The 22,713-nt window shown below is 62.3% G+C and carries 16 protein-coding genes and 3 pseudogenes; 12 read left to right on the plus strand and 7 right to left on the minus strand.

Going from position 1 to position 22,713, the window contains the following annotated elements; genetic code table 11:
• Positions 1 to 328: 328 nt before the first annotated feature.
• Positions 329 to 679 carry a transposase gene (locus tag J0J10_RS22580; protein WP_291649491.1) on the plus strand — a complete coding sequence of 117 codons (351 nt, stop codon included), beginning with the start codon at positions 329 to 331 and terminating at the stop codon, positions 677 to 679.
• Positions 628 to 1,476 (plus strand): IS3 family transposase, encoded by an 849-nt coding sequence (locus J0J10_RS22585; RefSeq protein WP_291649492.1) that lies wholly within the window; start codon positions 628 to 630, stop codon positions 1,474 to 1,476. Before J0J10_RS22580 ends, J0J10_RS22585 begins: the two co-directional genes overlap by 52 nt.
• Positions 1,477 to 1,517: 41 nt before the next feature.
• Here the strand turns inward: J0J10_RS22585 and J0J10_RS22590 are convergent, their stop codons facing one another.
• The 3 genes and pseudogenes from J0J10_RS22590 to J0J10_RS22600 all read right to left on the minus strand — a co-directional run.
• Positions 1,518 to 2,972, minus strand: coding sequence for a glycosyltransferase family protein (locus J0J10_RS22590; protein ID WP_291649431.1), 1,455 nt, complete (start codon positions 2,970 to 2,972; stop codon positions 1,518 to 1,520).
• Positions 2,973 to 3,145: 173 nt separating this feature from the next.
• Positions 3,146 to 3,814: an IS5 family transposase gene (locus J0J10_RS22595; protein ID WP_465247244.1), complete on the minus strand. Its 669-nt coding sequence runs from the start codon at positions 3,812 to 3,814 to the stop codon at positions 3,146 to 3,148.
• A gap of 52 nt (positions 3,815 to 3,866) precedes the next feature.
• A pseudogene (locus J0J10_RS22600) lies at positions 3,867 to 4,043 on the minus strand (IS3 family transposase); the annotation flags it as partial.
• Positions 4,044 to 4,103: 60 nt separating this feature from the next.
• Here J0J10_RS22600 and J0J10_RS22605 point away from each other — a divergent pair.
• The 10 genes and pseudogenes from J0J10_RS22605 to J0J10_RS22650 form a co-directional block, all read left to right on the plus strand.
• Positions 4,104 to 5,216 (plus strand): annotated as a pseudogene (locus J0J10_RS22605) (IS3 family transposase).
• A gap of 319 nt (positions 5,217 to 5,535) precedes the next feature.
• Positions 5,536 to 7,467 (plus strand): asparagine synthase (glutamine-hydrolyzing), encoded by a 1,932-nt coding sequence (gene asnB, locus J0J10_RS22610; protein WP_291649433.1) that lies wholly within the window; start codon positions 5,536 to 5,538, stop codon positions 7,465 to 7,467.
• A gap of 8 nt (positions 7,468 to 7,475) precedes the next feature.
• Positions 7,476 to 8,276, plus strand: a complete 801-nt coding sequence (locus tag J0J10_RS22615) for an ABC transporter permease (protein ID WP_291649435.1) — start codon at positions 7,476 to 7,478, stop codon at positions 8,274 to 8,276.
• Positions 8,269 to 10,074, plus strand: a complete 1,806-nt coding sequence (locus J0J10_RS22620) for an ABC transporter ATP-binding protein (protein ID WP_291649437.1) — start codon at positions 8,269 to 8,271, stop codon at positions 10,072 to 10,074. Before J0J10_RS22615 ends, J0J10_RS22620 begins: the two co-directional genes overlap by 8 nt.
• Complete coding sequence (locus J0J10_RS22625; RefSeq protein WP_291649440.1) at positions 10,071 to 11,402, plus strand: glycosyltransferase; 1,332 nt, start codon at positions 10,071 to 10,073, stop codon at positions 11,400 to 11,402. Before J0J10_RS22620 ends, J0J10_RS22625 begins: the two co-directional genes overlap by 4 nt.
• A gap of 24 nt (positions 11,403 to 11,426) precedes the next feature.
• Complete coding sequence (locus J0J10_RS22630) at positions 11,427 to 14,639, plus strand: methyltransferase domain-containing protein (protein WP_291649441.1); 3,213 nt, start codon at positions 11,427 to 11,429, stop codon at positions 14,637 to 14,639.
• Between the two features lie 137 nt (positions 14,640 to 14,776).
• Entirely contained in the window at positions 14,777 to 16,750 is a 1,974-nt protein-coding gene (gene asnB, locus J0J10_RS22635; RefSeq protein ID WP_291649443.1) for an asparagine synthase (glutamine-hydrolyzing), read from the plus strand.
• A 15-nt stretch (positions 16,751 to 16,765) separates the two neighbouring features.
• Positions 16,766 to 17,809, plus strand: coding sequence for a non-hydrolyzing UDP-N-acetylglucosamine 2-epimerase (gene wecB, locus J0J10_RS22640; RefSeq protein WP_291649445.1), 1,044 nt, complete (start codon positions 16,766 to 16,768; stop codon positions 17,807 to 17,809).
• 679 nt (positions 17,810 to 18,488) lie between these two features.
• A complete protein-coding gene (locus J0J10_RS22645) occupies positions 18,489 to 18,806 on the plus strand; it encodes an ABC transporter substrate-binding protein (protein ID WP_291649447.1) in 318 nt (105 codons plus the stop codon).
• Between the two features lie 83 nt (positions 18,807 to 18,889).
• Positions 18,890 to 19,189, plus strand: a pseudogene (locus tag J0J10_RS22650) (5-methyltetrahydropteroyltriglutamate--homocysteine S-methyltransferase); the annotation flags it as partial.
• 106 nt (positions 19,190 to 19,295) lie between these two features.
• Here J0J10_RS22650 and J0J10_RS22655 read toward each other — a convergent pair.
• From J0J10_RS22655 to J0J10_RS22670, 4 genes are all read right to left on the minus strand, one after another.
• Positions 19,296 to 21,128, minus strand: coding sequence for a carbamoyltransferase family protein (locus J0J10_RS22655; protein WP_291649449.1), 1,833 nt, complete (start codon positions 21,126 to 21,128; stop codon positions 19,296 to 19,298).
• A gap of 11 nt (positions 21,129 to 21,139) precedes the next feature.
• Entirely contained in the window at positions 21,140 to 21,289 is a 150-nt protein-coding gene (locus J0J10_RS22660) for a DUF5989 family protein (protein WP_184231721.1), read from the minus strand.
• A 13-nt stretch (positions 21,290 to 21,302) separates the two neighbouring features.
• On the minus strand, positions 21,303 to 21,740 hold the full coding sequence (locus tag J0J10_RS22665; RefSeq protein WP_291649452.1) for an SxtJ family membrane protein: 438 nt from the start codon (positions 21,738 to 21,740) through the stop codon (positions 21,303 to 21,305).
• Between the two features lie 179 nt (positions 21,741 to 21,919).
• Positions 21,920 to 22,696, minus strand: a complete 777-nt coding sequence (locus J0J10_RS22670; RefSeq protein WP_291649454.1) for an SDR family oxidoreductase — start codon at positions 22,694 to 22,696, stop codon at positions 21,920 to 21,922.
• Between the last annotated feature and the right edge of the window lie 17 nt (positions 22,697 to 22,713).

Here is a 22,713-nt window from a genome sequence, read left to right on the forward strand (position 1 = left end):
CCACGCGTATCCGTCGGTAGATGCCGCTCGATCCGTGCGAATTGCGCGTCCGTGAGCCAGAAACGATCCCGGTTCATCCGTGCTTCCTCCCGGAAGCCGTGAATCACACCGAGCCCACGACGCCAATCATTTTATGGGTCCGGACCCTACAACGCCCACCGGCCGCATACGAGCCTTGGCGGCCTCACCCCGAACGAGTTTGCAACCCGGTCCAGAACGGACCACAGCGAGAGCAGAGTCCAGTTATGAATGGAGAGCGCCCCGTGAGGCGGACAGCGTGACGGCGGGCGATTGACCGAGGAGCCGGGCTTTCGAAGGATGAAAGCCCATGGTTCGACATCGTTCCCACAGTATCGAATTCAAGCGCCAGGTGGTTCAGGATTACCTGGCGGGCGAGACGCTCCACAGCCTCGCTCGACGACACGATCTGTCGCGCAACCTGATCCGCATCTGGATCCAGAAGTTCGAGGCCGGCGCCTTCGACGACGAGGCCGACGCCGCCGATACGATCGAAGCCTACGAGGCGCGCATCGCCGCACTGGAGCGGCTGGTCGGCAGGCAGGCCCTGGAGATCGAGTTCCTAAAGGGGGCTCTGAGGCACGGACCGCGGCCGAGAAGCGCGGCTACATCCGTCGTCACCGGCCCCGCGGCCTCTCCGTCGCAGAAGGATGCCGGCTGATGGGGATCGCGCGCTCAACCTACTACGACAAGCCGGCCATCAGCATCGACGACACCGCGCTCGTCGAGACGATGGTCGCGATCTCCGACAGCTTCGAGGCCTATGGCTATCGACGGATGCAAGCGGCGCTGCGTCACCGTGGCTTCGTCGCCAATCATAAGAGGATCCGACGGCTGATGCGCGAGCATGACCTCCAGCCGCGCCGGCGCCGGCGCTATGTCGCCACCACCGATGGCGATCATGACCTGCCGATCTTTCCGAACCTGGCGAAAGACATGGTCCCGGACGGGCCGAACCAGCTCTGGGTCGCCGACATCACCTACGTCGCGATCACCACGGGCTTCGTCTACGTCGCGGTGATCCTCGATGCCTGGTCGCGCAAGGTCGTCGGCTACGCCATCGGCCGCTCAATCGATGTCAGGCTGACGCTGGCCGCTCTGCGCTCGGCCATCGAAAGCCGAAGACCGCCACCCGGCTGCGTGCATCACACGGACCGCGGGTCGCAATATGCCGCCGGGCTCTACCGGCAGACGCTTGCCGACCATGGTCTCGTCGGATCGATGGGGCGCCGCGGCAATCCTTACGATAACGCCAAGGCCGAGAGCTTCATGAAGACGCTCAAGGTCGAAGCCGTCTATCCGATGGCCTATGAAACCTTCGAGGACGTCGCCGCCGACCTTCCACGCTTCATCGATCAGGTCTACAACGCCAGCCGACTGCACTCCGCACTCGGCTATCTCAGTCCGCAGCAGTTCGAGGATCAACACGCCCGGCTCATGGTCAAATCCGCAGCCTGATCCTGTCTACCCGCAGGGGCGCACTCCAGCAGGTTTGGTCCTTACTTCAGCGCTCCTCTGGAAGGCGTCCGGGCCTGCGTGACGGCGCGCTCGACGAGGACGAGGAGTTTGCGAGCCTCGACCTCCCAGCAGAGTTCTCTGGCCGCACGCAGTGAGGCTTTTTTCGCAGCTTCGATGGTCTTGGTGTCTAAGCGGGCTAATGCGGTGGCGATCGAGGACGGATCCGTGTTTCTGATAGTCTCACCGAGGCCGTAAGCCCCAACGAGCTGAGTCATCTCCGGCAGATCGGAGACGCAAAGCGCCAGGCCGGCCATGACATACTCAAAAAATTTGTTGGGGAGGACGTAGGTATTTTGTTCTGAATGGTTGGGTATCGCGAAAATGCCGATATCGAATTCATTGGCGCGAGCTACCAGTTCGACCATGGGCACCGGGGTCGCGAAAATGATCCTGTGCGATGCACCGCAACTGCGGGCAAGGTCTTCGAGATGGGCGCGATAAGTCGGTGCGGCCGGACCGCGGATAGTCAATGTCATGCCGGCCGGGAGCAGCGCCATAGCAGTAATGCAATTCTCAAGTCCGCGTCCGGGCGAGACAAGTCCGTGGTATAATATACGATAGGGAGGCTGTGCTGGACGAAACGGCAGCGCCTCGTAAGTTGGTATATTACGAACGACAGTCGGGATGGCGGACAATGCGTGCGCTTGCATCAGGCGCTTAGCGATGCCTTCTGACACGCTCACGACAAATGCGGCCCCGCGCGCACCTTTGCGCTCGATCGCGCGTACCAATGGCCGATGGAGTAGCCGCCAACGCCTGCTATGCCCGTACTCATCGACCGCGAACTCGTGCGCGTCATAACCGTAAGGGACGCCAGCCTCCAATGCGAGGCGCTGGACAATAGGAAGGCTTGTCCAATCGCTGCCCAGCCAAAAATCCGCCATTTGCGCTCTGCCGAGTGACAGCAGTCGGCGATAGTCAGGACTGCGACGCCAATAAATGCCATCAGCGAGCGCTGGTGCGACCACTGTGAAAACTCCCTCTACACTGCTCCAAGCTCGTTTGGCGAGCCATATAGCCGCGCTCCTGTCGCTGCGGAGCAGCGAGAAGACTGCCCGGGCTGCCTGCACGATGCCGCCGCCAGCCAACATCGATTTGATCGCTGTCCGTGCGGGGGTCGTGCGGGCCTCCATTCCCGCTGGTCCGTGAATTTCGGGCTCAATGGCATGAATCGGCCAAGTTGGTTGGGGGGAAAGGGAACCGCTCAGCCCAATTGCGAAGACATCCCAGCCGGCGGCCTGAAAGAGATCGCCTTGCCGACGCACGCGAGGATCGTCCGCGATCGCCGATCGGCATACCAACCCTATGCGCGGAGGACGACCAGATCGTGCTGCAAAGGCACGAGAAAAAAAATTGAGATCGTTTTGATTGCAGAACGAAAGATCAGGGCTGGGCATATTGGTTGAAGCTATCGAGCTCAGCTGGGTGCCCAGCAACATTGCTCGCCAAATAGCGGAGAAGGAAGCTAAACGCAACGCGCTGTATCCGCGGCAGGATCACGCCTATGCTCAGGACTCATTGCTCATAGCCAAAAGATGACGGAGGCGGCGATGCAGATGGCTGAGAAGAAGGTGTGTGCGCATCGGTCATAGCGGGTCGCAATGCGCCGCTAGTCCTTGAGTTTGGCGAGGAGGTTCTCGATCCTGTGGCGCTGGCGGTAGAGGGCTTTGTCGTTGGGATAGGCGATCTTGCGAAGGGGGCTCGATGGAATGCAGGGCTCGATGCCTTTGGCGACGAGCGCCTGGCGGAACGGGGTGCTTCGTAGCCGCGATCGGCGATGACAATTATGGCCGGCGGCGGGGCAGCCAGCACGGGGCTTGCCCCCCCTATGGTCGCTCATCTGTTCTTCCGAGAGCAGCATGACGAGCGGGCGGCCCTCGCCGTCGCAGACGGTGTGGCGCTTGGAGTTCAGCCCGCCCTTCGTGCGCCCGATACGGCGCGGAACAGCCCATTTTTTGAGCAGGCTCGCCGCCGAGCGGTGCGCCTTCAAATGCGTCACGTCTATCATGATCCGCTCCGGCTTCGGCCCGTCGCCGGCCAATCCTGCAAGGATCCGATCGAACACGCCGAGCCGGCTCCAGCGGATGAAGCGGTTGTAAAGCGTCCTGAGCGGTCCGTAGCCCTTCGGCGCGTCCTTCCACTGCAGGCCGTTGCGGATCACGTAGACGATCCTGCTCACCACCCGCCGATCATCGACCCGCTGAACTCCATGCGACAGCAGAAAGTAACCCTCGATACGCGCCATCTGCCGCTCGCTCAGCAGAAGCAAATCACTCATCACGGCACCCGCCAGTGGACTTGCCGCGCGATTTTGGAGAGCTTTTTCGAGTTTACCCGGCCTGCCTCTCGAACTGAAGTGGGCTGATGAAGTTTAGCGCCGAATGGCGCCGGACGGGATTGTAGACGCCATCGATATAGCGGCCGATCGCGGCGGTCGCCTCGGCGCGGCTCTGGAAGACGGTGCGCCAGACAAGTTCGCTCTTGAGCGTCTTGAAGAACGTCTCGACTGGACTGCCCCCGGTCCGTTAGACACCGCCGACCTATCCTTTGAGCATAGGAGGTTGGTCATGAGTTCGCAGAGATTTGCACCGGAGTTCAAGGAAGAGGCGATTACTCCGTCCTGATGTCGCAGCACGTCTGGGGGTGTCAGCGCATAGTCTGTATAAATGGGTCAAGACGGCTTAACCCGACAGATCCGAGCAGCAATCGAAGGAGTTGCTGGAAGCCAGAAGCGAGATCCTCCGGCTGCGATCTGAGATGCGCAGGGTTGAAGAGGAGCGCGATCTTCTAAAAAAAGCCGCGCGGTACTTTGCCAGGCAACCCGAGTGAAGTACCGCTTCATGAACGAGAATCGGCATGAATATGCCGTTACGCTGATGTGCCGTGTCCTGCGGGTTGCCCGGGCCGGATTCTATGCATGGCTTCATGCCCCGGTGTCTGATCGCGACACCGAGGATGCCCGGTTGCTGGAGCTCATTCGGCACTCCCACGCGGCCAGCCACGAGATTTACGGGGCCCGAAGGGTGTTCGGCGACCTGCGGGAAGTGGGCGAGACCTGCGGCCTGCATCGTGTCGAGCGGCTCATGCGGCGCCACAAGATCCGGGCCGTCCGTGGCTACAGGAAGCCTCGGGCGTTGGCCGGCCGCCCGTCCCTCGTCGCGCCCAACCGTTTGCAGCAAGCCTTCACGGTGGACGCGCCCAACAAGGTCTGGGTCACCGACATCATCTACATCCGGACCTGGCAAGGCTGGCTTTACCTGGCCGTGGTGCTGGATCTGTACGCCCGCAAGGTGGTGGGCTGGTCGATGAAACCGACGCTGAGCCGCGAACTGGCCCTCGATGCCCTGCTCATGGCCGTCTGGCGCCGCAAGCCCGACGGGCGTGTCCTGGTGCATTCCGACCAGGGCAGCCAGTACGGCAGCGACGACTTCAAACGGTTCTGCGCTGCCCATTCGCTCGAAACCAGCATGAGCAGGCGCGGCAACTGCTGGGACAATGCGGTCGCCGAATCCTTCTTCAGCAGCTTGAAAAAGGAGCGGATCCAGAAACGCATCTACAAGACCCGCGCCTTGGCGCGCGCCGACGTCTTCGACTATATCGAGACGTTCTACAACCGAACTCGCCGTCACAGCCATCTCGGCGGCATCAGTCCCGAGGCGTTCGAACGCGCCTCGGCGTGAGGCTCGGCTTTGTCCACGAAACCGGGGACCGTCCAACGGCGCCGACCACCATTGTGCCAACGCCAAAACCATGACCAGACATGACTGGAAAGCCGACAATGCATTAGACTGTAAATGAGCCACCTAATAGGGGCGGACCAATGGAGCAATACTTAACATGAATTCACGATTATTTACAAAACAGCGACAATTCCAGATTTTTTTCTTAGATATTTGAATTGGATTAAGGGCGGAGTTTTCTTGGCATGGAAGCTGAACTATGGCAAAGGGGCTCCGGCAGCGGGCTTAGGCAGCGCTGCGAGCGGAGATTAGATCGTCTATGTGCGGAATTGCGGGTATCGTTGGACCAGCTGGCGAGGCACGTGCAGTGCACTCGTCCCTGGAAGCGATGGGACGAATCATCGCTCATCGTGGCCCTGACGGCGCCGGCGAATGGGTCTCACCTGATGGGAAATGCGGTCTCTGCCATCGTAGACTGACGATCATCGAGCTGTCCGTGACCGGAAGCCAGCCCATGATCGGTCAGTCTGGCAACGTCATCAGTTACAATGGCGAAATCTACAACTACCTTGAGCTGCGGACAGAGCTGTCGTCGGGCTGGACGTTTCGTTCCCACTCAGACACGGAGACGATTCTGGCCGCTTACGATGCTTTTGGCGTCGATTGCCTAAGCCGACTCCGTGGCATGTTCGCCTTTGCGATCTGGGACGGGCATCGACTGTTTGCAGCACGCGATCGTTTCGGGATTAAGCCCTTCTACTACGTCATTTCCAACGGCGTTCTACGCTTTGCGTCGGAAATGAAGGCGCTTTTGCCATTTCTGCCTGAAATCACCACGGATGCCGACGCGCTCGCCGAGTATCTGACATTCCAGCACACGATCGGTGATAAGACCTTGTTCCGCGGCGTCAGACAGCTGATGCCCGGCCACTATCTAACGTTTGAGAACGGCGTCCTCGAGATAAAGCGGTATTGGGACGTGTCCTACGAGCTGGACGAGAACCATACCGAGCGTTGGTTTGCGCAGAAATTGCGCGAAGAATTGCTCGATTCCGTGCAGCTTCATCTCCGCTCCGACGTACCGGTCGGCGCTTATGTGTCCGGCGGCTTCGATTCAAGCCTGGTCGCCTTGCTGGCTAGCCGGGAAGCGAGTTTCGCGCGGATAGGCTTTAATGGTCGCTTTACCGATCACATGGGCTATGATGAAAGCGAGTATGCACGTGCCGCCTGCGAGATGGGAGGCATGAAACTCCACGTCGCCGATATAACAAGCGATGACTTTCGCCAATCCATTGCTAAAGTCATCTACCACCTCGATGCTCCAGTGGCCGGACCTGGCTCGTTTCCGCAATACGCCGTCTCGCGACTTGCATCCCAGCATGTTAAAGTTGTGCTTGGCGGTCAAGGCGGCGACGAGCTATTCGGCGGTTATGCGCGCTATCTCGTCGCTTACCTCGAACAGTCGCTGAAAGCGGCGATCGACGGCACTTATCGTGACGGCGCCTTCGTCGTTACGCCAGAGTCCATTATCCCCAACCTCAGCGTGCTGCGCGAGTACAAGCCGCTCCTCTCCAAATTCTTTGCGAAAGGATTGTTCGGGCCGCTCGACCAACGCTATCTCGCCCTGATCGACCGCTCCGCCGACATGACCCACGAGGTCGATTGGCAGGCTCTCGATATGCGTGGAGTCGCAGAGCGCTTCGGCGCGATCTTCAACTCCGAAAAGAACGTCCGCAAGGAAGCCTATTTCGACTCGATGACGCATTTCGACTTCAAGTGCCTGCTGCCAGCCCTGCTTCAGGTGGAGGATCGTATGTCGATGGCGCACGGGCTGGAATCGCGGGTGCCTTTCCTTGACGCCTCCATTGTCGAGCTTTCGGCAACGATCCCGGCGTTGATCAAATTCAAGGGTGGGCAATTGAAGCGTTTTCTTAAAGAGGTCTTCGGCCCCGACCTGCCGCGCTCTATTGTCGAGCGCCGCGACAAGATGGGCTTCCCCGTCCCGCTCAATGAATGGTTCTCCGGACCGCTCAAGGGCTTCGTCGGCGAAATTTTCGACCAGCAGCGCTCGCGTCAGCGCGACCTCTTCAATAGCGAAGCAATTCTCGCCAATTTCGACAAAGCGCAGCCGTTCTCGCGCAAGACTTGGGGCTTGCTCTCGCTCGAACTCTGGCATCAGATGTTCCATGACCGTGCCGCCGCATGGCGGGCGCTCGCCATCGATTCCAAAGCACCAATTCCCTCGCCGTGACCCGCACCATGTCGAATCCGGTCAAAGCTGGCCCGTTCAGCCTGCTCGTCACTCAGCGCCGGGTGACTGCTGCGCTGGTGCGTCAAAGCCTGCGCGACAGGGTGGCTGGAAGCGCGTTCGGCTTCTTTTTCCTAGCACTCTATCCGCTGCTTTTTCTGGGCGTCTACACCTTCGTCTTCGTGCACGTGCTCCAAGTGCGCGTGCCCGATCTATCGCCCGAGGCCTACACACTTGCGATCTTCTGCGGTTTGGTGCCCTTCTTGGCTTTTGCCGAAGCGCTGACGGTCGGATCGGGGAGCATCGTCAGCAATGCGACCATGGTCCGCAACCTGATGTTCCCATACGAGATACTTCCGGTGCGCGATGTCGTTGCGAGCTACGTCGCCATGGCACCCGGCTTTATGATGGTGCTGGCGGCAGCGCTTTGGAAACAGGGCCCGCATCTTTCGCAACTGCTGGTTCCGATCGTTGTAGTTCTCCAGATCATGTTCTCGATTGGTTTGGTCTGGCTGCTCGCGACCCTGAACGTGTTCATGCGCGATATCCAGAAGCTTCTGCCCATCTTGGTCCTAATGCTGATGATGATTTCACCCATCGCCTATACCCGGGACATGCTGCCTGCTGGCCTCGCAACCTTGGCACTTTTCAACCCATTGGCCGGATTCATTTTCCTCTACCGGGACATGCTGTTCGAAGGAACGGTCTCCGTTCTGACCTTGTCGATTATGTCCGTAATCTCGTTGGCGGTTTTTTTTATCGGATTCTATGTGATCCGCCGCCTCCGGCCACTGGTGTTCGACTTTGTCTGAGTTTGCAATCTCGATCCGCGACCTGCGTAAGATCTACCAGCGCTACACCACCAACGGGTGGCGGGCATTGGGTCTGCTCGGCTTTCCTGTCCCGAAAGGGCGCTATGACGAGTTCTTGGCGCTTGACGGGTTGAGCTTCGACATCAGGCGCGGCGAGCGTGTTGCGCTGGTTGGGCGCAACGGCGCTGGCAAATCGACCTTATTGCGCCATGTCTCCGGAGAGTTGACGCCCACCTCCGGCGAGGTGATCGTCAATGGCCGAGTCAAGGCGCTGTTCGGTCTGGGCGAGGGCTTTCATCCCGAATTCAGCGGGCTAGACAATGTGCGTTCCTCGCTTGCGATCCAAGGCGTGCCGGCTGCCGAGATGGCCGCGGCAGTCGAAGAGGTGATCGATTTCTCGGAGCTCGACGACTTCATCCACAGGCCGATGAAGGAGTATTCCGCCGGCATGTATGCGCGCCTCGCCTTCGCCGCAGCGACGGCGCGCCCGCCGGACATCCTGATCATCGACGAGATTCTCGGCGCCGGCGACGCCTATTTCCTCGGCAAATGCCTGCAGCGCGTGCGCGATATCACAGCTCACGGTGCGACGGTACTGTTCGTCTCCCACGATATGGGCTCCGCCTTGATGCTGTGCGAGCGCGGAGTCTGGATTCACCAAGGCTGCATGCGCGCGGAGGGCAACATGACGAGTGTCGCTCGCGCCTATCAGGCCCACATCCGCGAGGAACAGGAAGTTGCATTGCAGGCCCGTGCCATGCGCCTGTCACGCCGTGCGGTCCAAGCGGGCGGCCTCAATCGTGCCCTATTTCGCCTGATCGGCGAAGGAGATATCGCCCCGAAGGAGGCATTGCATATCTCGCGCATCGGCGTAGGTGCCGGCGCAGAGACATTGGGAGAAGTTGCACTGGGCGGTCGCGACGTCGCTGGTCAGGTCGCGGTGGTAATCGAGGCCAACCGGACCAACTGGGCTGCGCCAATGACGAGAAATGGGCGCCTGGGGCGCGCATTCGGCGATTTTGGCGGCACCTTCCTGCATGCCCCGTTCACAGTCGACCGCTCGCTGATCGTTCCTGGCGCTTGGATCGAGCTCGATGTTGTTCCCGGGCGCAGCACGCGTACGCTGGTGGAGCGCTGGGATGCCGAGCTCGACGGCTATATTGCCCTGGGCGCAATCGACCCCGATCCGACTGGAGGGTGGCGCACGATCCGATTGGACCTGCCCAGCCAGCTGAATGAGGATGACAATTCAGAAGCGATCGAGAGCCCCGACGCGTTTACACCGGCTGCTGCCTCTCCCCCCCCCGACGTGGCGCTCCGGGACGGCGTGGCTCGTATCGTCGACTTCCATTTTCGCGACGCTCAAGACGTAGAGCGGCGCACGCTGGTATCCGGGCAGCCCGTCTCAGCGGTATTCGAGATCGAGTGTGGCCGCCTCGAAGACCGCCCGATCGGTGTCGTCGCCATATATCGGCCGGACGGTGCGGTCACGACCCAATTGATCAGCCCACGCGAAGCTCCGCCGGAGCCGGTACCTGGCCCTGCCCGTGTGACCATACGGCTCGACATGGGGGAGCTTCTGATCGGAGCCGGCGACTATATTGTATCGGCCGCGATTTTTCGTCTGCTCGATCCGACACGTGCACCGGAAGATGCAGCATACGATCTCCATGACCGCCGCTATCCGATCAAGGTCGTCGAGGAGGATTTCGAGCCATATCCCCGCGGCATGGTTCGCCAGAGCGGGCGCTGGTCACAGCTCGTTGAGCCGCTGGCCCGATCCGGAAAACGCCGATGAGCACTGCGCGCAAAGTCGCAATCCTCAATCTGAACGACACACGGCGTGACCCCCGCGTGCTGCGCACTGCCCGGAGCCTGCGAGCGCGCAACTTCGATGTCTGGGTGCATCACCTCGTCTCGGATGCGCCCGGGCGGGAGACGACTGCCGATGGCCTGCCATTGCTGCGCATCGACGTCCCCTCCGATTACAGCGACATGGCTATGGCACAGCTTGCGGCGGAGTCGCCGTTGGCGGGCGAAATCATCGAGCAAGCCCACCCGGCCGTAATGTCGCTTGACCGGGCGCGCGGGCTGCGCCGTCTCATCGATGAGGCTCAGGAGCAAGTCAATTCGCTACGCTGCCTCTTGGGAGGCAAGAAGGGGCCGCGCCGGCGTCTGGAGGACGAGATCGCGGCAATCCGCTCGATAGCGGTGATCAATCTCGCAATTTTCCGCGACGTTTCCAAACTGGCCCCCGACATCGTGTTCTGCAACGATCTCGACACATTGCTTGCTGGGGTGATGCTCAAGGAGGCCTGCGGGGCACGACTGATTTACGATGCCCATGAAATCTATCCCGAGCAACTCTCCAACGAGATGCGCTCGCAGTTCTGGCGCAACTATTATCACCGCCTAGAAGGGCTGCTGGCGCCGCGCAGTGACGGCATCATGACCGTCTGCGACACGATCGGGACCTATCTCTCCCAGGTGCATGGGGCGAGCGGAGCGCAAACCGTGCTCAACGTTCCCGACTCCTCGCTCCAGGTTGAGCCCTCGCTTCTTGAGAGGCGGAACTCACCTCGCCGCGTGCTGTATCACGGCGCCTACTACCCCTATCGCGGCCTTGACGAGATCATCGCAGCCATTCCACTGGTCGAGCACGCGGTGTTCGAGTTCCGCGGTGTTGGTGGTTATGAGACTAATTTACAGAAGAAGGCCGACGCCCTCGGATTAGGCGGTCGACTCGTCTTCCGGTCGCCGGAGCCGGTGCTGCGCCTCATCCCCGCCGCTAGCAACTGCGACATCGGTCTTAGTCCTTTCGTCAATTCTTGCCTCAACACCGAAGCCGCTTTACCGAACAAAATCTTCGAATACATGATGGCAGGGCTGGCGACCGCGAGTTCGGATCTGCCGGAGATGCGAGCATTGACCCGACGCGAGCGGACCGGGACACTGTTTGGCGACCTGTCGCCCCGTACCATTGCGGACGCTTTGAATACCATGCTTGCAGATGAAGGCGAGCTGGATGCCTCTCGGCGCCGCGCCTGGGAAGCGGCGCACACACGCTACAACTGGCGCGAGGAAGAGCCGATCTTTCTGCGCTTCTTCGAGAACGCCGTCGCCTGAGCGCGCCGCAAGGGATTCACGAGAATGGCTAAGGACAGCGCGGCGACCGAATACCGCTATGAGCAGGACTACTTCGACTCTGCACACTGGGGCGGGGCGCCAGATTATCTGCGTGAAGTCGTTGCCGATATTCTGGCTGTGCTGCCCGAGGATGCGACCCGGATCCTAGACGTGGGTTGTGGCGACGGTTTCATCACGGACCGGCTGCCCGCGGACCGCGATGTCATAGGCGTCGACCTCAGCCCGGTCGCGCTCGCCCATGTGAAGCGGCCAACTCAGATTGCCGACGCCACCGCATTGCCCTTCGCCGATCGCTCCTTCGATCTGGTGATGGCCAACGATATCATCGAGCATTTCGAAGCATCGCCGCGAGCCAAGGCTCTCGCCGAGATCGGGCGCGTCGCAGCTCGTTATGTGATCATCACCACCCCGTTCGCGGAATGGCTGGCGCGCGGTCAACTGCTGGTCGACGGCCTCCGCCAGCATGTGAACCGGCATTGCCACTCCTTTGATCTGGACATGATGAAGTCCCTTGTCCCGTCCTTCCGGCTGGTGCGTGCGGTATTCTCTGGCGTAGAGTGGGAGGATGAGACCCACCCCGTCGAAGAGCTTCGGCGTAGAATCCGTGAGGAAGGGACAACCCCCGCGCTGGAAGCGGCGCTCTCCGACGCCCGTCGCGAGCAGGCCCAATTGCTCTGCGAGATGCCTGAACGGATCGATGGCTATCAGCGTCGTACCGAGATAATGGCCCTTTACATGCGGTCGGAAGGCGACGATGTCGCGACTTGGCCCAGAGCTTGGGCTACGGAGACGGCTCTCGATTACAACGCAGCGCTGGCCACTGGATCGCAGCTGGATCGACTATCCCTCGCCGGTAGCCGCTTCGAGGCCCTGCAACGCTCGGATCTCCCGACCGTCTCGCCTGCTCCCTATGCCTGCCCCGAACAGGGTGTCACGCTCTCGCAGGAAGGCGCCAGCCTGATACCCGGAAGCGCTCTGCGATTCGGCTTCTTCGCCCCACTCGAGCCGGACGCCGTTCTTGCGCTGAGCTTCGCAGGGCTGGCTGCGCCGGCCACCGCCCGCGTGCTCGTTCATGAAAAGGGCGACTATCGCATTCTGGCAGAATTGAAGTTGCCAGCCGGCGACAACACGCTGAGCACGCCCCTGGAGATGATCCTCCCGTCCGAGTACGGCTACCTTTTCCATGTGAGCGTCGATGCCCCGGCCTGCCTGAAGGCAGCCGTCATCATACAGCAGCGGACAAGTGCGTCCCGCGCAGCGCCAGGAGAGGCCCGCTATCTTGTGCGCCAAGCAGGCGATATAGAGATAGCCACCTCGCTGCGCGGCCCGGAGCGGCGGATTCCGGACTGGTTCGCGCAAGCTGAGCATTATCCCGCTCGCGAGGGCGCCCTCGATCAGCCGCCTCGCACTCTTAAGCAACTCCTTTTCAGTTTCAGCGAGGCCCAAGCCAATCAGCGCCGGCTCGAGGCCCGGGCCGCTCGTGATCGCTGGGCCACCGCTGCGCTCAAAGCCCGCCTGCAGGAGATTTCCGCGTCCGCACTGCCCCAGGGAAGCGCCCCCATCGCTTGGGCTGAGGAGCGTAATGCGGCGATGGCGGCTCACGAATCCCGCATGCAGCAGATGTCCGCAGCGGTGGAGGCGCAGGCGCTCGAAACTGTCGCTGTAGTGGAGAAGCGCCTGCAGAATCTCGGCGAAGCGCTCGATACGCAAGCCGGCATTCTATCGAATTGTGAACTCGCAGCGGCCCGCCTCACCTTCAAGCTGAAGTCCATTACCGATCGTTTGGACACTTTGGAACAGTCGACCTTCCATCTGCGCAAGGTTATGGACCGAACGCGGCTGTTTCTGCGCCCCATGGTGCATGGCCTGCGCAACCTCTCGCGCCGCCGCGGCCCGCCGATTCTAGTGCCGGCCCCGGAGTTGCCTGCGCCGTTAGAGACGCCCGCGAATTTGGAACCTTTGGGCGGCTCGCCAGCCGAGCTGGCGCCGGTGCCGCGCGCCAGCCCTCGCTATGGCGAGTTGCCACGAACCGTGACGATGATAGTGCCGGACGACCGCATCGACCGGCGCGTGCTGCTCGAGGCGCGCACGCTGACTCAGGCCGGAGCCAAGGTACTGGTCGTCGCCGCGCCCTATCCCGAGCCGATAGATCTGGATCGATTGCAGTTTCCGGAAGTCGATATCATCCGCATCGACACGATGCGGCCTCCCGAATTCCGTCGAGACGTCTCGCAGACTCGGCTCGGCCGCTTCGACTTCAATTGGGAAGAGGTCTATTTCTACACGCACCAGTTCCTGAATGCAGCGCTCACCCGTCCGGCTGAACTTGTCGTGGCCCACGACCTGCCTGTCTTGCCCGCCGCCATCGCGGCTGCCGACATGATGGGCGCTCGTATCATCTACGACGCGCACGAGCTCTATCCCGAGCAGCAGTATTTCGGCCCCGAGCGCATCGAGCTGTACCGCCGCGCCGAAAAGGCGCTAGCCTCGCTTCCCGATGGCGTGTTGACGGTGAACAAGTCGATCGCAGAGGAAATGGCCCTGCGCTACGACATTCCTGAGCCGACCGTGCTGATCAACGCGCCCGACGCCTCCACACTAACCTTGCCGCTTCCCCGTACGTCCAAGCTGCGCGAAACCTTCGGCTTCGGCGACAACATCAAACTCTTCCTCTATCAAGGCGGGCTGTCCCTCAACCGCAATCTCGAGGCGCTTGCGGTCTCGCTAGCGTATGTACGCGACCCGAATGTCGTCCTTGTTTTCATGGGTCCGGGCGACGAGAAGCGGCGGGAGCTCGAGGCGCTTGCCAGTGAGCGCGACCTGCTCGGCAAGCGAGTGTTTTTCCATCCGGCCGTGCCCCAGGATGTCCTGCTCAGCTACACGAGTTCGGCCGATGTCGGCATCATTCCTTATCCGGGCATCGATGTGAACACGACGCTTTGCACGCCCAACAAAATGTTCGAGTTCCTGGTCGCAGGCCTACCGATCCTGGCCAATGACCTGCCCGAACTGCGACGCTACGTGGTTGATCAAGGAGCCGGCATTGCCCATGCCATGACGAGCCCGCAAGCCATCGCCGCCGGCATTGACCGCATGGCCGAGATGGATTTGGCTCGCTACCGCAGTGGCGCGCAGGCTGCTGCCCCGCGCATGGTATGGGCGGCGCAGGAGCCGATATTCCTCGACGCCTGCCTGCGCTCGATGGCGCCGCGGTGAGTGGGCGACACGACGTCGCCCCGCAAACCGGTATCGTAGATCCGCCGAAGGCAGGTGCGCCGGACGCTCTGGATCAACGTCGGTATGTCGGATAAGCGTCCAGCCAGAAGCAATTCCCGAACGAGGAAGGTTGATCCATGTGCGGCGTCTCCGGTCTTGTGTGGCGCGACCCGTCTCGGCCCGCCGGCTTAGCCGAGGTCGAGGCGATGAATGCTGCGATCTTCCATCGCGGCCCCGATGACGGCGGCGTTCATGTCCACGGAACCGCTACGCTCGGCCATCGTCGCCTGTCGATTATCGATCTGTCTGAAGGCGGCCATCAGCCGATGATCAGCCAAGACGGCGCTCTCGCGATCGTCTTCAATGGCGAGATATACAATTACATTGAGCTGCGCGAGGAACTAAAGGCGCACGGCCGGCGATTCCTGACGGCTTCCGACACAGAAGTCTTGCTGCAGGCCTTTGAGCAATGGGGACCCGATTGTCTCCACAAGCTGAACGGCATGTGGGCCTTCGTCGTCTTCGACCAGCGTACGAAGCGCCTGTTTGCCGCGCGCGATCGTTTCGGCATCAAGCCTCTGCACTATGTCTTCGACGAACGACGCTTTGCCTTCGCCTCCGAAGCGAAGGCCCTGCTCGCCGCCTTTCCCGATCTGCGCCGCGCTGATCACGCTATGCTTGCCCATTTCCTTCCGTCGGGAGCGGTCGACGACGGGCCGGAGACTTTTTTCAAGAATGTGTTCCAGCTCGAGCCTGGGCGAAGCCTGACGCTGGACGTATCGCGCTGGAGCATGTCCATCGACCGCTACTGGCATGTCGATCCGGCCGCCTTCGCAGATCGCTGGGTGCAGGGCGACCCCGTCGAGCGGATGCGTGAACTGCTCGACAGCGCCGTGGCTCTGCACATGCGCGCCGACGTACCGGTCGGTACCTGCCTTTCAGGCGGCATCGATTCAAGCACGCTAGTCGGCCTGATGAGTCGGCTGCATCCGGAGCCGATCCGCGCCTTCTCCGGCCTCTACAAGGGCAAGGAGTATGACGAGGAGGAATTCGTTCAGGCCGTGCGGGACCATACCGGCTGCCAGGGCTACGATATCCGCCGCACTCCGAACGGCGACCTGCTCGACGATCTGGCGACGATCACCTGGCACCAGGACATGCCGACGGCCGGCCCCGGCCTTTACACGCAGTTCAATGTGATGGAAATGGCGTCGCGCCATGTCAAAGTCATCCTCGATGGCCAGGGCGCTGACGAGCTGTTCGCAGGATATCTGCCCTACTACGCGCTCCGCGTGAACGACCTGCTCGCCTCCGGCCGCAAGGCCTCCGCTGCGGCGCTCGTCCTGCAGGTGATGCGCCATCATGGCGGGGCCTGGATCGCGGGAGTCCAAGGCTCGTCGCTGCTCGACACCGGCCGACGCGCCTGGCGAAAATTCCAGGCCCGGCGGGCCGCCGCGAGCGGCGCTGCGCTGGCCCCATCGGAGCCGCCCTTCTTCCATCCGTCGTTGACTGAGCGGGTCGGCACGGCGCGCATCGAGCGTCAGCTCGAGAGCCACTATCCTGACAGCCTGTCAAACGCGCTATGCAATCACGTGCTCACGCAGTCCATTCCGGCACTGCTGCACTATGAGGATCGGAACTCGATGGCCTATTCCATCGAGGCGCGCGTGCCGCTGCTCGACTACCGCATCGTCGAATTCGCGCTCGGGCTCGGCGCCGAATGGAAGATCCGGGATTCTTGGACCAAATGGGTCCTGCGCAAGGCGGCTGAGCCGATCTTGCCCGCCAAGGTGGCTTGGAGGCGCAGCAAGATGGGCTATCCAACCCCCGCCGCCCGCTGGATTCGCGAAGGCCGCGACAAAGACGCCGCGCACGAGCTGCTGTTCTCACAGCGCTTCCTCGAGCGCGGCATCGTCTCGCGCGACAGCGTCCAGTATTACTGGGATCAGCATCAGTCTGGTGCGGTGGACCGCAGCTGGCTGCTCTACCGGTACATCACCGTGGAACTCTGGCACCGGCACTATGTCGACGCCTTCCTGCCGCGCACAGCCCGTCCCGCTCCCGAGCCGATCCGGCGCACACTCGAACATTCCAGCCGCCAGGCTGCCTGATCCCAAGGATTTCCGATGCCCAGAGTTCTCACCATCGTCGGCGCGCGGCCGCAGTTCATCAAGGCGGCACCGGTTTCGCGCGCGCTGCGTCAGGCTGGGCTGGAAGAAATCCTGGTCCACACTGGGCAGCATTTCGATCCGATGATGTCTGATGTCTTTTTCGAAGAGCTCGAAATTCCCAAACCCGCCCGCAATCTGGACGTCCACGGCCTCTCCCATGGCGCGATGACGGCGCGTATGCTTGAGGGCCTCGAGGCGGCAATGGTTGCGGACAAGCCCAACCTCGTTCTCGTCTATGGTGACACAAACTCGACTCTAGCGGGCGGGCTAGCTGCCGCCAAGCTACGGATTCCGCTCGCCCATGTCGAAGCCGGGCTACGCTCTTTCAACCGGGCCATGCCGGAAGAGGTCAACCGGGTTCTAGTCGACCATGTCAGCGACCTGCTGTTCTGCCCGACACAGGCGGCGGTCGACCATCTGGCAGCGGAAGGCATCACGCGGGGTGTCAGCGTGACCGGCGACGTGATGTACGACACAACGCTCGCCGCCATCGACAAGGCGCGCAGCCGCTCCGAGGTGCTCGCGCGGCTCGGCGTCGCTCGCGGACAATATATGGTTGCCACGATTCACCGTGCCGAGAACACCGACGATCCCGCTCGGTTCGAACAAATCTGCCGCTATCTAGAGGATATGGCTCGAGACATCCAGATCATCTTGCCGGCTCATCCCCGCACAGCCGCGCTAATGCGTCGCACCGGCCGCACGCCCAAAGGCGTGCGCGTGGTCGAGCCACTTGGTTATCTGGACATGGCACTGCTCGTGAACGCATCGGTCGGCGTATTGACCGATTCCGGCGGGCTGCAAAAGGAGGCCTACTTCCACCGCGTGCCCTGCGTCACCCTCCGCGACGAGACCGAATGGGTCGAGACGCTCGCAGCCGGCTGGAATAGGCTATGGACTGATAGCGAGCCGCAACCGCAGCGGACGGACATTCCCGACTATGGAGATGGCCGCGCGGCCGAAACAATTGCATCTACCGTCGCCCGCTTTCTGGCATGACGCAAGCTGGTGTCCTTTTCGGCTTCGGCGAGCGAGCCGGAGCCTGCATTCGGACCGAGAGTTTCGATACTCTTTGGGATTGAAGCCAGCAGTTGGTCTCCTCCCCAGGAACCGCGAAGACCTGTCTCAGCGACTTTGAGCCGTGATCTGAAAGATGGCTGGTTGCTAGTGATCCGCCGCCGAGAGGTCCAAGGTGATTGTTAGTGGACGGTTGGCCTCGGCGCCAGCGCGGGCAGCGTAGCAGGTCCGGGTTGCGCAGCCCGCGCGGCCATGGAGGGGATGAAGACCTCCGGCGCGGGAGACCGCGCGCGAGCGCCGGCGGTCCCTCAAGGATGCTCATCGACACCTGCGCCGAGAAGGCATCGATTGGCGTTGGGCGGACAAGGGGGGAAGCGCTGTCAGGCCATCGCCCGCTCGCGCCGCGGCTGCTCGACCAAAATCCTCGCGCTGATTGATCGCGCCGGAAATCCCTGATCGACAACCATAAAATCACTGAAATGCATGTCGAAAATCCCTGCCCGGGTTACGTCGGCAGTTGCCGTTAAAGCTTGAATCGGCACATCTTTCGCCTGAATGGCCGGCTCGCCGCACCGCAGATTCGGATAAGAATTCCCTGCGAATTCCTTGTAAGCAGGGAAACGCCCGGACGGCTTTGCAGCCCCAGACCGGCGCTAGCATGATGAGGGCCGGCCTCGGTAGCAAGGCCGCGCTGGGCGGAAACCGCATTTCGTCCAGATTGACCGGACCGTTCGCCTCGACCGGCCGACAGATCGAGGCGGCTACGAACCTCTATATCGCCCAGCACGGCGACACCGTCGCCGGCAGGGAGATCCAGCTCGTGGTGCAGGACGATGGAGGCGTCGCCGACCAGACCAAGCGCATCGCACAGGAGATGATCGTCAAACAGAAGGTTTCCTTCCTCACCGGCTTCGGCCTGCCCCGCTCGTCTTCGCGGTCGCGCCGCTCTCGACCCAGGCCACGGTGCCGACCATCGTGATAGCAGCCGCGACCGCCTCGATCACCGAGAAATTGCCTATATCGTGCGCAGTTCCTTCACGCTGCCAAAGGCGACCGTGCCTCGACTGCTATTTCATGGAATGGGACAATGACCGCTCCGGTGGCTTCGAGCCGCTGCGCTTCCTGCCGAAGGGCAAGCATCTCGTTCTCGGCCTCGTCACCTCCAAGACCGGTGTGCTGGAGAGGAAGAACGATCTCGAGCGCCGCATCGACGAGGCCAGCAGGTTCGTTCCGCTCGACCAGCTCTGCCTCTCGCCGCAATGCGGCTTCGCCTCGACCGAGGAGGGCAACACGCTGGCCGAGGAGGAGCATTGGGCCAAGCTCGCCATGATCGTCGAGGTCGCCAGGGAAGTCTGGGTCTGAGCCTGGTCCTGCGTAATGCCCGGGCTTGACCGGGGCCTGACTCGGGCATCTCCCGCTGGAGATTCCCGGGCCTGCGCTTCGCTCCGCCCGAGAATGACGCCTTCGCTCAATCGAGCTCGAACGCGTCCTTGTAGTCGAGCTTCAGCGCCGGGTCCTGATCCTCCTTGCGCAGGATGCAGTTGCCGACGACCAGGAGCTCGATCTCCGAGCCCATGAAGCAGCGGAAGGCGTCGGTCGCATTGCAGACGATCGGCTCGCCGCGGACATTGAAGGAGGTGTTGACCACCACCGGGCAGCCGGTCAGCACCTTGAAGCGCGAGATCAGCCGGTGATAGCGCGGATTGGTCGCTTCATGAACGGTCTGGATCCGGGCCGAATAGTCGACATGGGTGACGGCCGGAATGCTCGAGCGCGGCACGTTCAGCTTGTCGATGCCGAACAGCGCCTTTTCCTGTGCCGTCATCTCGCGCCGCAGCTCCTCGCGGACATCGGCGACCAGCAGCATATAGGGCGAGTCGCCGTCGAGATCGAACCAGTCGGCGACATCCTCGCGCAGTACCGAAGGCGCGAAGGGCCGGAAGCTCTCGCGATACTTGACCTTGAGATTCAGCGTCTTCTGCATCGCCGGTGAGCGCGGATCGCCGAGGATCGAGCGGCCGCCGAGCGCGCGCGGGCCGAACTCCATTCGCCCCTGCATCCAGCCGACCGCCTTGCCGTCGGCGAGACCCTGTGCCGTCGCCTCGATCAGCGCGGCATCATCCAGGACCGCGAATTTCGCTCCGGCGGCCGTCAGCTCGGCCTCGATCTCGGCCGTGCTGAAGCTCGGGCCGAGATAGCTGCCGCGCATGGCATCGCCGGCTTCCGGAACCTCGCGCGGCTTGCCGTGGAAGAGATGGTAGCCGGCCAGCGCCGCCCCGAGCGCGCCGCCGGCATCGCCCGCCGCCGGCTGGATCCACAAGCCCTCGAAAATGCCCTCGCGCAGCAGCTTGCCATTGGCGACGCAGTTCAACGCGACACCGCCGGCGAGGCAGAGATTCTTCATGCCGGTCTCGGCCCGCACCGAACGGGCGAGCCTGAGCACGATCTCCTCGGTCACCGCCTGGATCGAGGCCGCCATGTCCATGTGAAACTGGGTCAGCAACTGCTCCGGCCCACGCACCGGCTCGCCGAACAGCGCGGCGAACTTGTCGTTGGTCATGGTCAGGCCGACGCCGTAGTTGAAATAGCTCTGGTCGAGATGGAAGCTGCCGTCTTCCTTGAGGTCGACCAGCTTCTCCAGCATCAGCTGGGCGAAGCGCGGCTCGCCATAGGGGGCGAGCCCCATCACCTTGTACTCGCCGGAATTGACCTTGAAGCCGATATAATAGGTCACGGCGGAGTAGAGCAGCCCGAGCGAATGCGGGAAATGCAGCTCCTTATGGACCTTGAGGTCCTTCCCCTTGCCGATGGCGAGCGTCATCGTCGCCCATTCGCCGACCCCGTCCATGGTCAGGATCGCCGCTTCCTCGAAGGGCGAGGGATAGAAGGCCGAGGCGGCGTGCGAGAGGTGATGCTCGGTGAAGAGCAGCTTCCCGACATCGAAGCCGGGACTGAGCTTCTTCAGCTCCTTGGCGATGATCTGCTTCTGGAACAGCTTTTCGCGCAGCCAGAGCGGCATCGCCATCTTGAACGACTGGAAGCCGCGCGGCGCGAAGGAGAGATAGGTCTCGAGCAGGCGCTCGAACTTGATGAAGGGCTTGTCGTAGAAGACGACGGCGTCGAGCTGATCGAGCCCGCAACCGGCGACCGAGAGGCAGTACTCGACCGCATGTTTCGGGAACTCGGCGTCGTGCTTCTTGCGCGTGAAGCGCTCCTCCTGCGCCGCCGCCTCGATCCGCCCGTCGACGACCAGCGCCGCCGCGCTGTCGTGATAGAGCCCCGATATCCCCAGAACGCGCATGCGCTTGCGGCTCAGAACAGCGTGTAGATGAAGGGCGCGATCGCGCTGCCCTTGGTCAGGAACAGCAGGCCGCCGAGCAGCACGCACATCAAGAGGATCGGCGCCAGCCAGAACTTCTTTCGCGCCGCCATGAAGCGGAAGAACTCGCGCAGGAACGACATCGGTTATTCCCTGTCAGAACTGGTCTTTCATCGAGACCGGCTCCGGTCCCGGCGGATCGCGGACGACCCAGTAGCTCTTCGCCTGCGGCTGAGACTTGAGCTTGAGAAAATCCTTGCCGACCAGCCGGGCGACCAGCGCCGTCGGCGTGAAGACGAGGAAGAACAGGATGCCGAGCACGATCGGGTTGATGATCGCAGCCAGCAGCAGGCCGAACTTCATCCAGAGCCTGTTCAGCGGCGCAAGCACCGCCGGCCGGATCAGCGCGACGGCGAGGAAGCCGGCAGCGACGAGCGCGAGCCAGGGCCAGGCCCGGCCATCGTGCCAGGCGTTGTAGAGGCCGATCAGCGCGAAGACGGCCGCGAAGACGAGGCCGAAGGAGCGATCGCTCGATCCCTCACCATCGTCATGGCCGGCCCCGGCCCCGAATTCGTGATGCACGCCCTTCGCCAAGCCGCCGCTCCTGTCCAGGCGGCATCCTCTAGGCGATTAAGGGGCGAAGGTCGAGGGCAAGCGGGCCGCGAGCTCTGCCGTCATGGTCGGGCCTGTCCCGACCATCCACGTCTTCCTTCCTAAGGTGTCGAGTTCAAGCCGTGGATGCTCGCCACAAGGGTGAGCATGACGCCAGCGCCTCAGCTCAGCATCCGCGTATCGCCGCAGACCGAGATCTCCTGGCCGGAAATCGTCTTGGCGAAGGGCGAAGCCAGGAAGACGATCTGCTTGGCGATGTCGCTGGGATCGACGAACTGCTTGATCGAGACGCCGGCGAAGAGCCGCCCGGTCATCTCCTCATGCGAGACGTTGAGCGAGCGCGCCTTGTTGGCGATCACGCTCTGGATGCGTGGCCCGTCGACGAGGCCGGGGCAGATCGCGTTGGCGCGGATGCCGAACTCGCCGAGCTCGGCCGAGAGCGCCTTGGTGAAGCCGATCACGCCCCATTTCGCCGCCGCATAGGGCGAGCGCAGCGGGAAGCCGTGCTTGCCGGCCTGGCTGGAGAGATTGACGATCGAGGCGTTCTTCGACTGCTTGAGGTGCTCGACCGCCAGCCGCGTGCAGTTGAACTGGCCGGTCAGGTCGATGGCGACGCAGGAATCCCAGTCCTCGGGCGCGATCTCGTCGACACGACCGGTCGGCCCGGCGATGCCGGCATTGTTGACGAGGCAATCGAGCCCGCCGAGCGCGATCAGGGCCTCGTCGAACAGCCGCGCCACTGCCTTGCGGTCGGAAACATCGCAGACCGAGCGCGTGATCGCAGGATCGCTTTGCGCCATCGCGGCCAGCGCCTTCTCGTCGACATCGCAGATATGGACCCTCGCCCCTTCCGCCGCGAAGGCCCGCGCCGTCGCGCGGCCGATACCATTGGCGCCGGCCGTCACCAGCACGCGCAGGCCCTTGATCGTCATATCCATCGTTTCCGTCCCTTTGC

Source organism: Allobosea sp. (assembly GCF_017308075.1).
Taxonomy (GTDB): Bacteria; Pseudomonadota; Alphaproteobacteria; order Rhizobiales; family Beijerinckiaceae; genus Allobosea.

Coding starts and splice junctions, on each gene's coding strand:
- J0J10_RS22645 (WP_291649447.1), top strand. CDS start 18,489: ATGAGGGCCGGCCTCGGTAGCAAGGCCGCGCTGGGCGGAAACCGCATT.
- J0J10_RS22595 (WP_465247244.1), bottom strand. CDS start 3,814: ATGAGTGATTTGCTTCTGCTGAGCGAGCGGCAGATGGCGCGTATCGAG.
- J0J10_RS22655 (WP_291649449.1), bottom strand. CDS start 21,128: ATGCGCGTTCTGGGGATATCGGGGCTCTATCACGACAGCGCGGCGGCG.
- J0J10_RS22630 (WP_291649441.1), top strand. CDS start 11,427: ATGGCTAAGGACAGCGCGGCGACCGAATACCGCTATGAGCAGGACTAC.
- J0J10_RS22580 (WP_291649491.1), top strand. CDS start 329: ATGGTTCGACATCGTTCCCACAGTATCGAATTCAAGCGCCAGGTGGTT.
- J0J10_RS22615 (WP_291649435.1), top strand. CDS start 7,476: ATGTCGAATCCGGTCAAAGCTGGCCCGTTCAGCCTGCTCGTCACTCAG.
- asnB (WP_291649433.1), top strand. CDS start 5,536: ATGTGCGGAATTGCGGGTATCGTTGGACCAGCTGGCGAGGCACGTGCA.
- J0J10_RS22625 (WP_291649440.1), top strand. CDS start 10,071: ATGAGCACTGCGCGCAAAGTCGCAATCCTCAATCTGAACGACACACGG.
- J0J10_RS22660 (WP_184231721.1), bottom strand. CDS start 21,289: ATGTCGTTCCTGCGCGAGTTCTTCCGCTTCATGGCGGCGCGAAAGAAG.
- J0J10_RS22670 (WP_291649454.1), bottom strand. CDS start 22,696: ATGGATATGACGATCAAGGGCCTGCGCGTGCTGGTGACGGCCGGCGCC.
- wecB (WP_291649445.1), top strand. CDS start 16,766: ATGCCCAGAGTTCTCACCATCGTCGGCGCGCGGCCGCAGTTCATCAAG.
- asnB (WP_291649443.1), top strand. CDS start 14,777: ATGTGCGGCGTCTCCGGTCTTGTGTGGCGCGACCCGTCTCGGCCCGCC.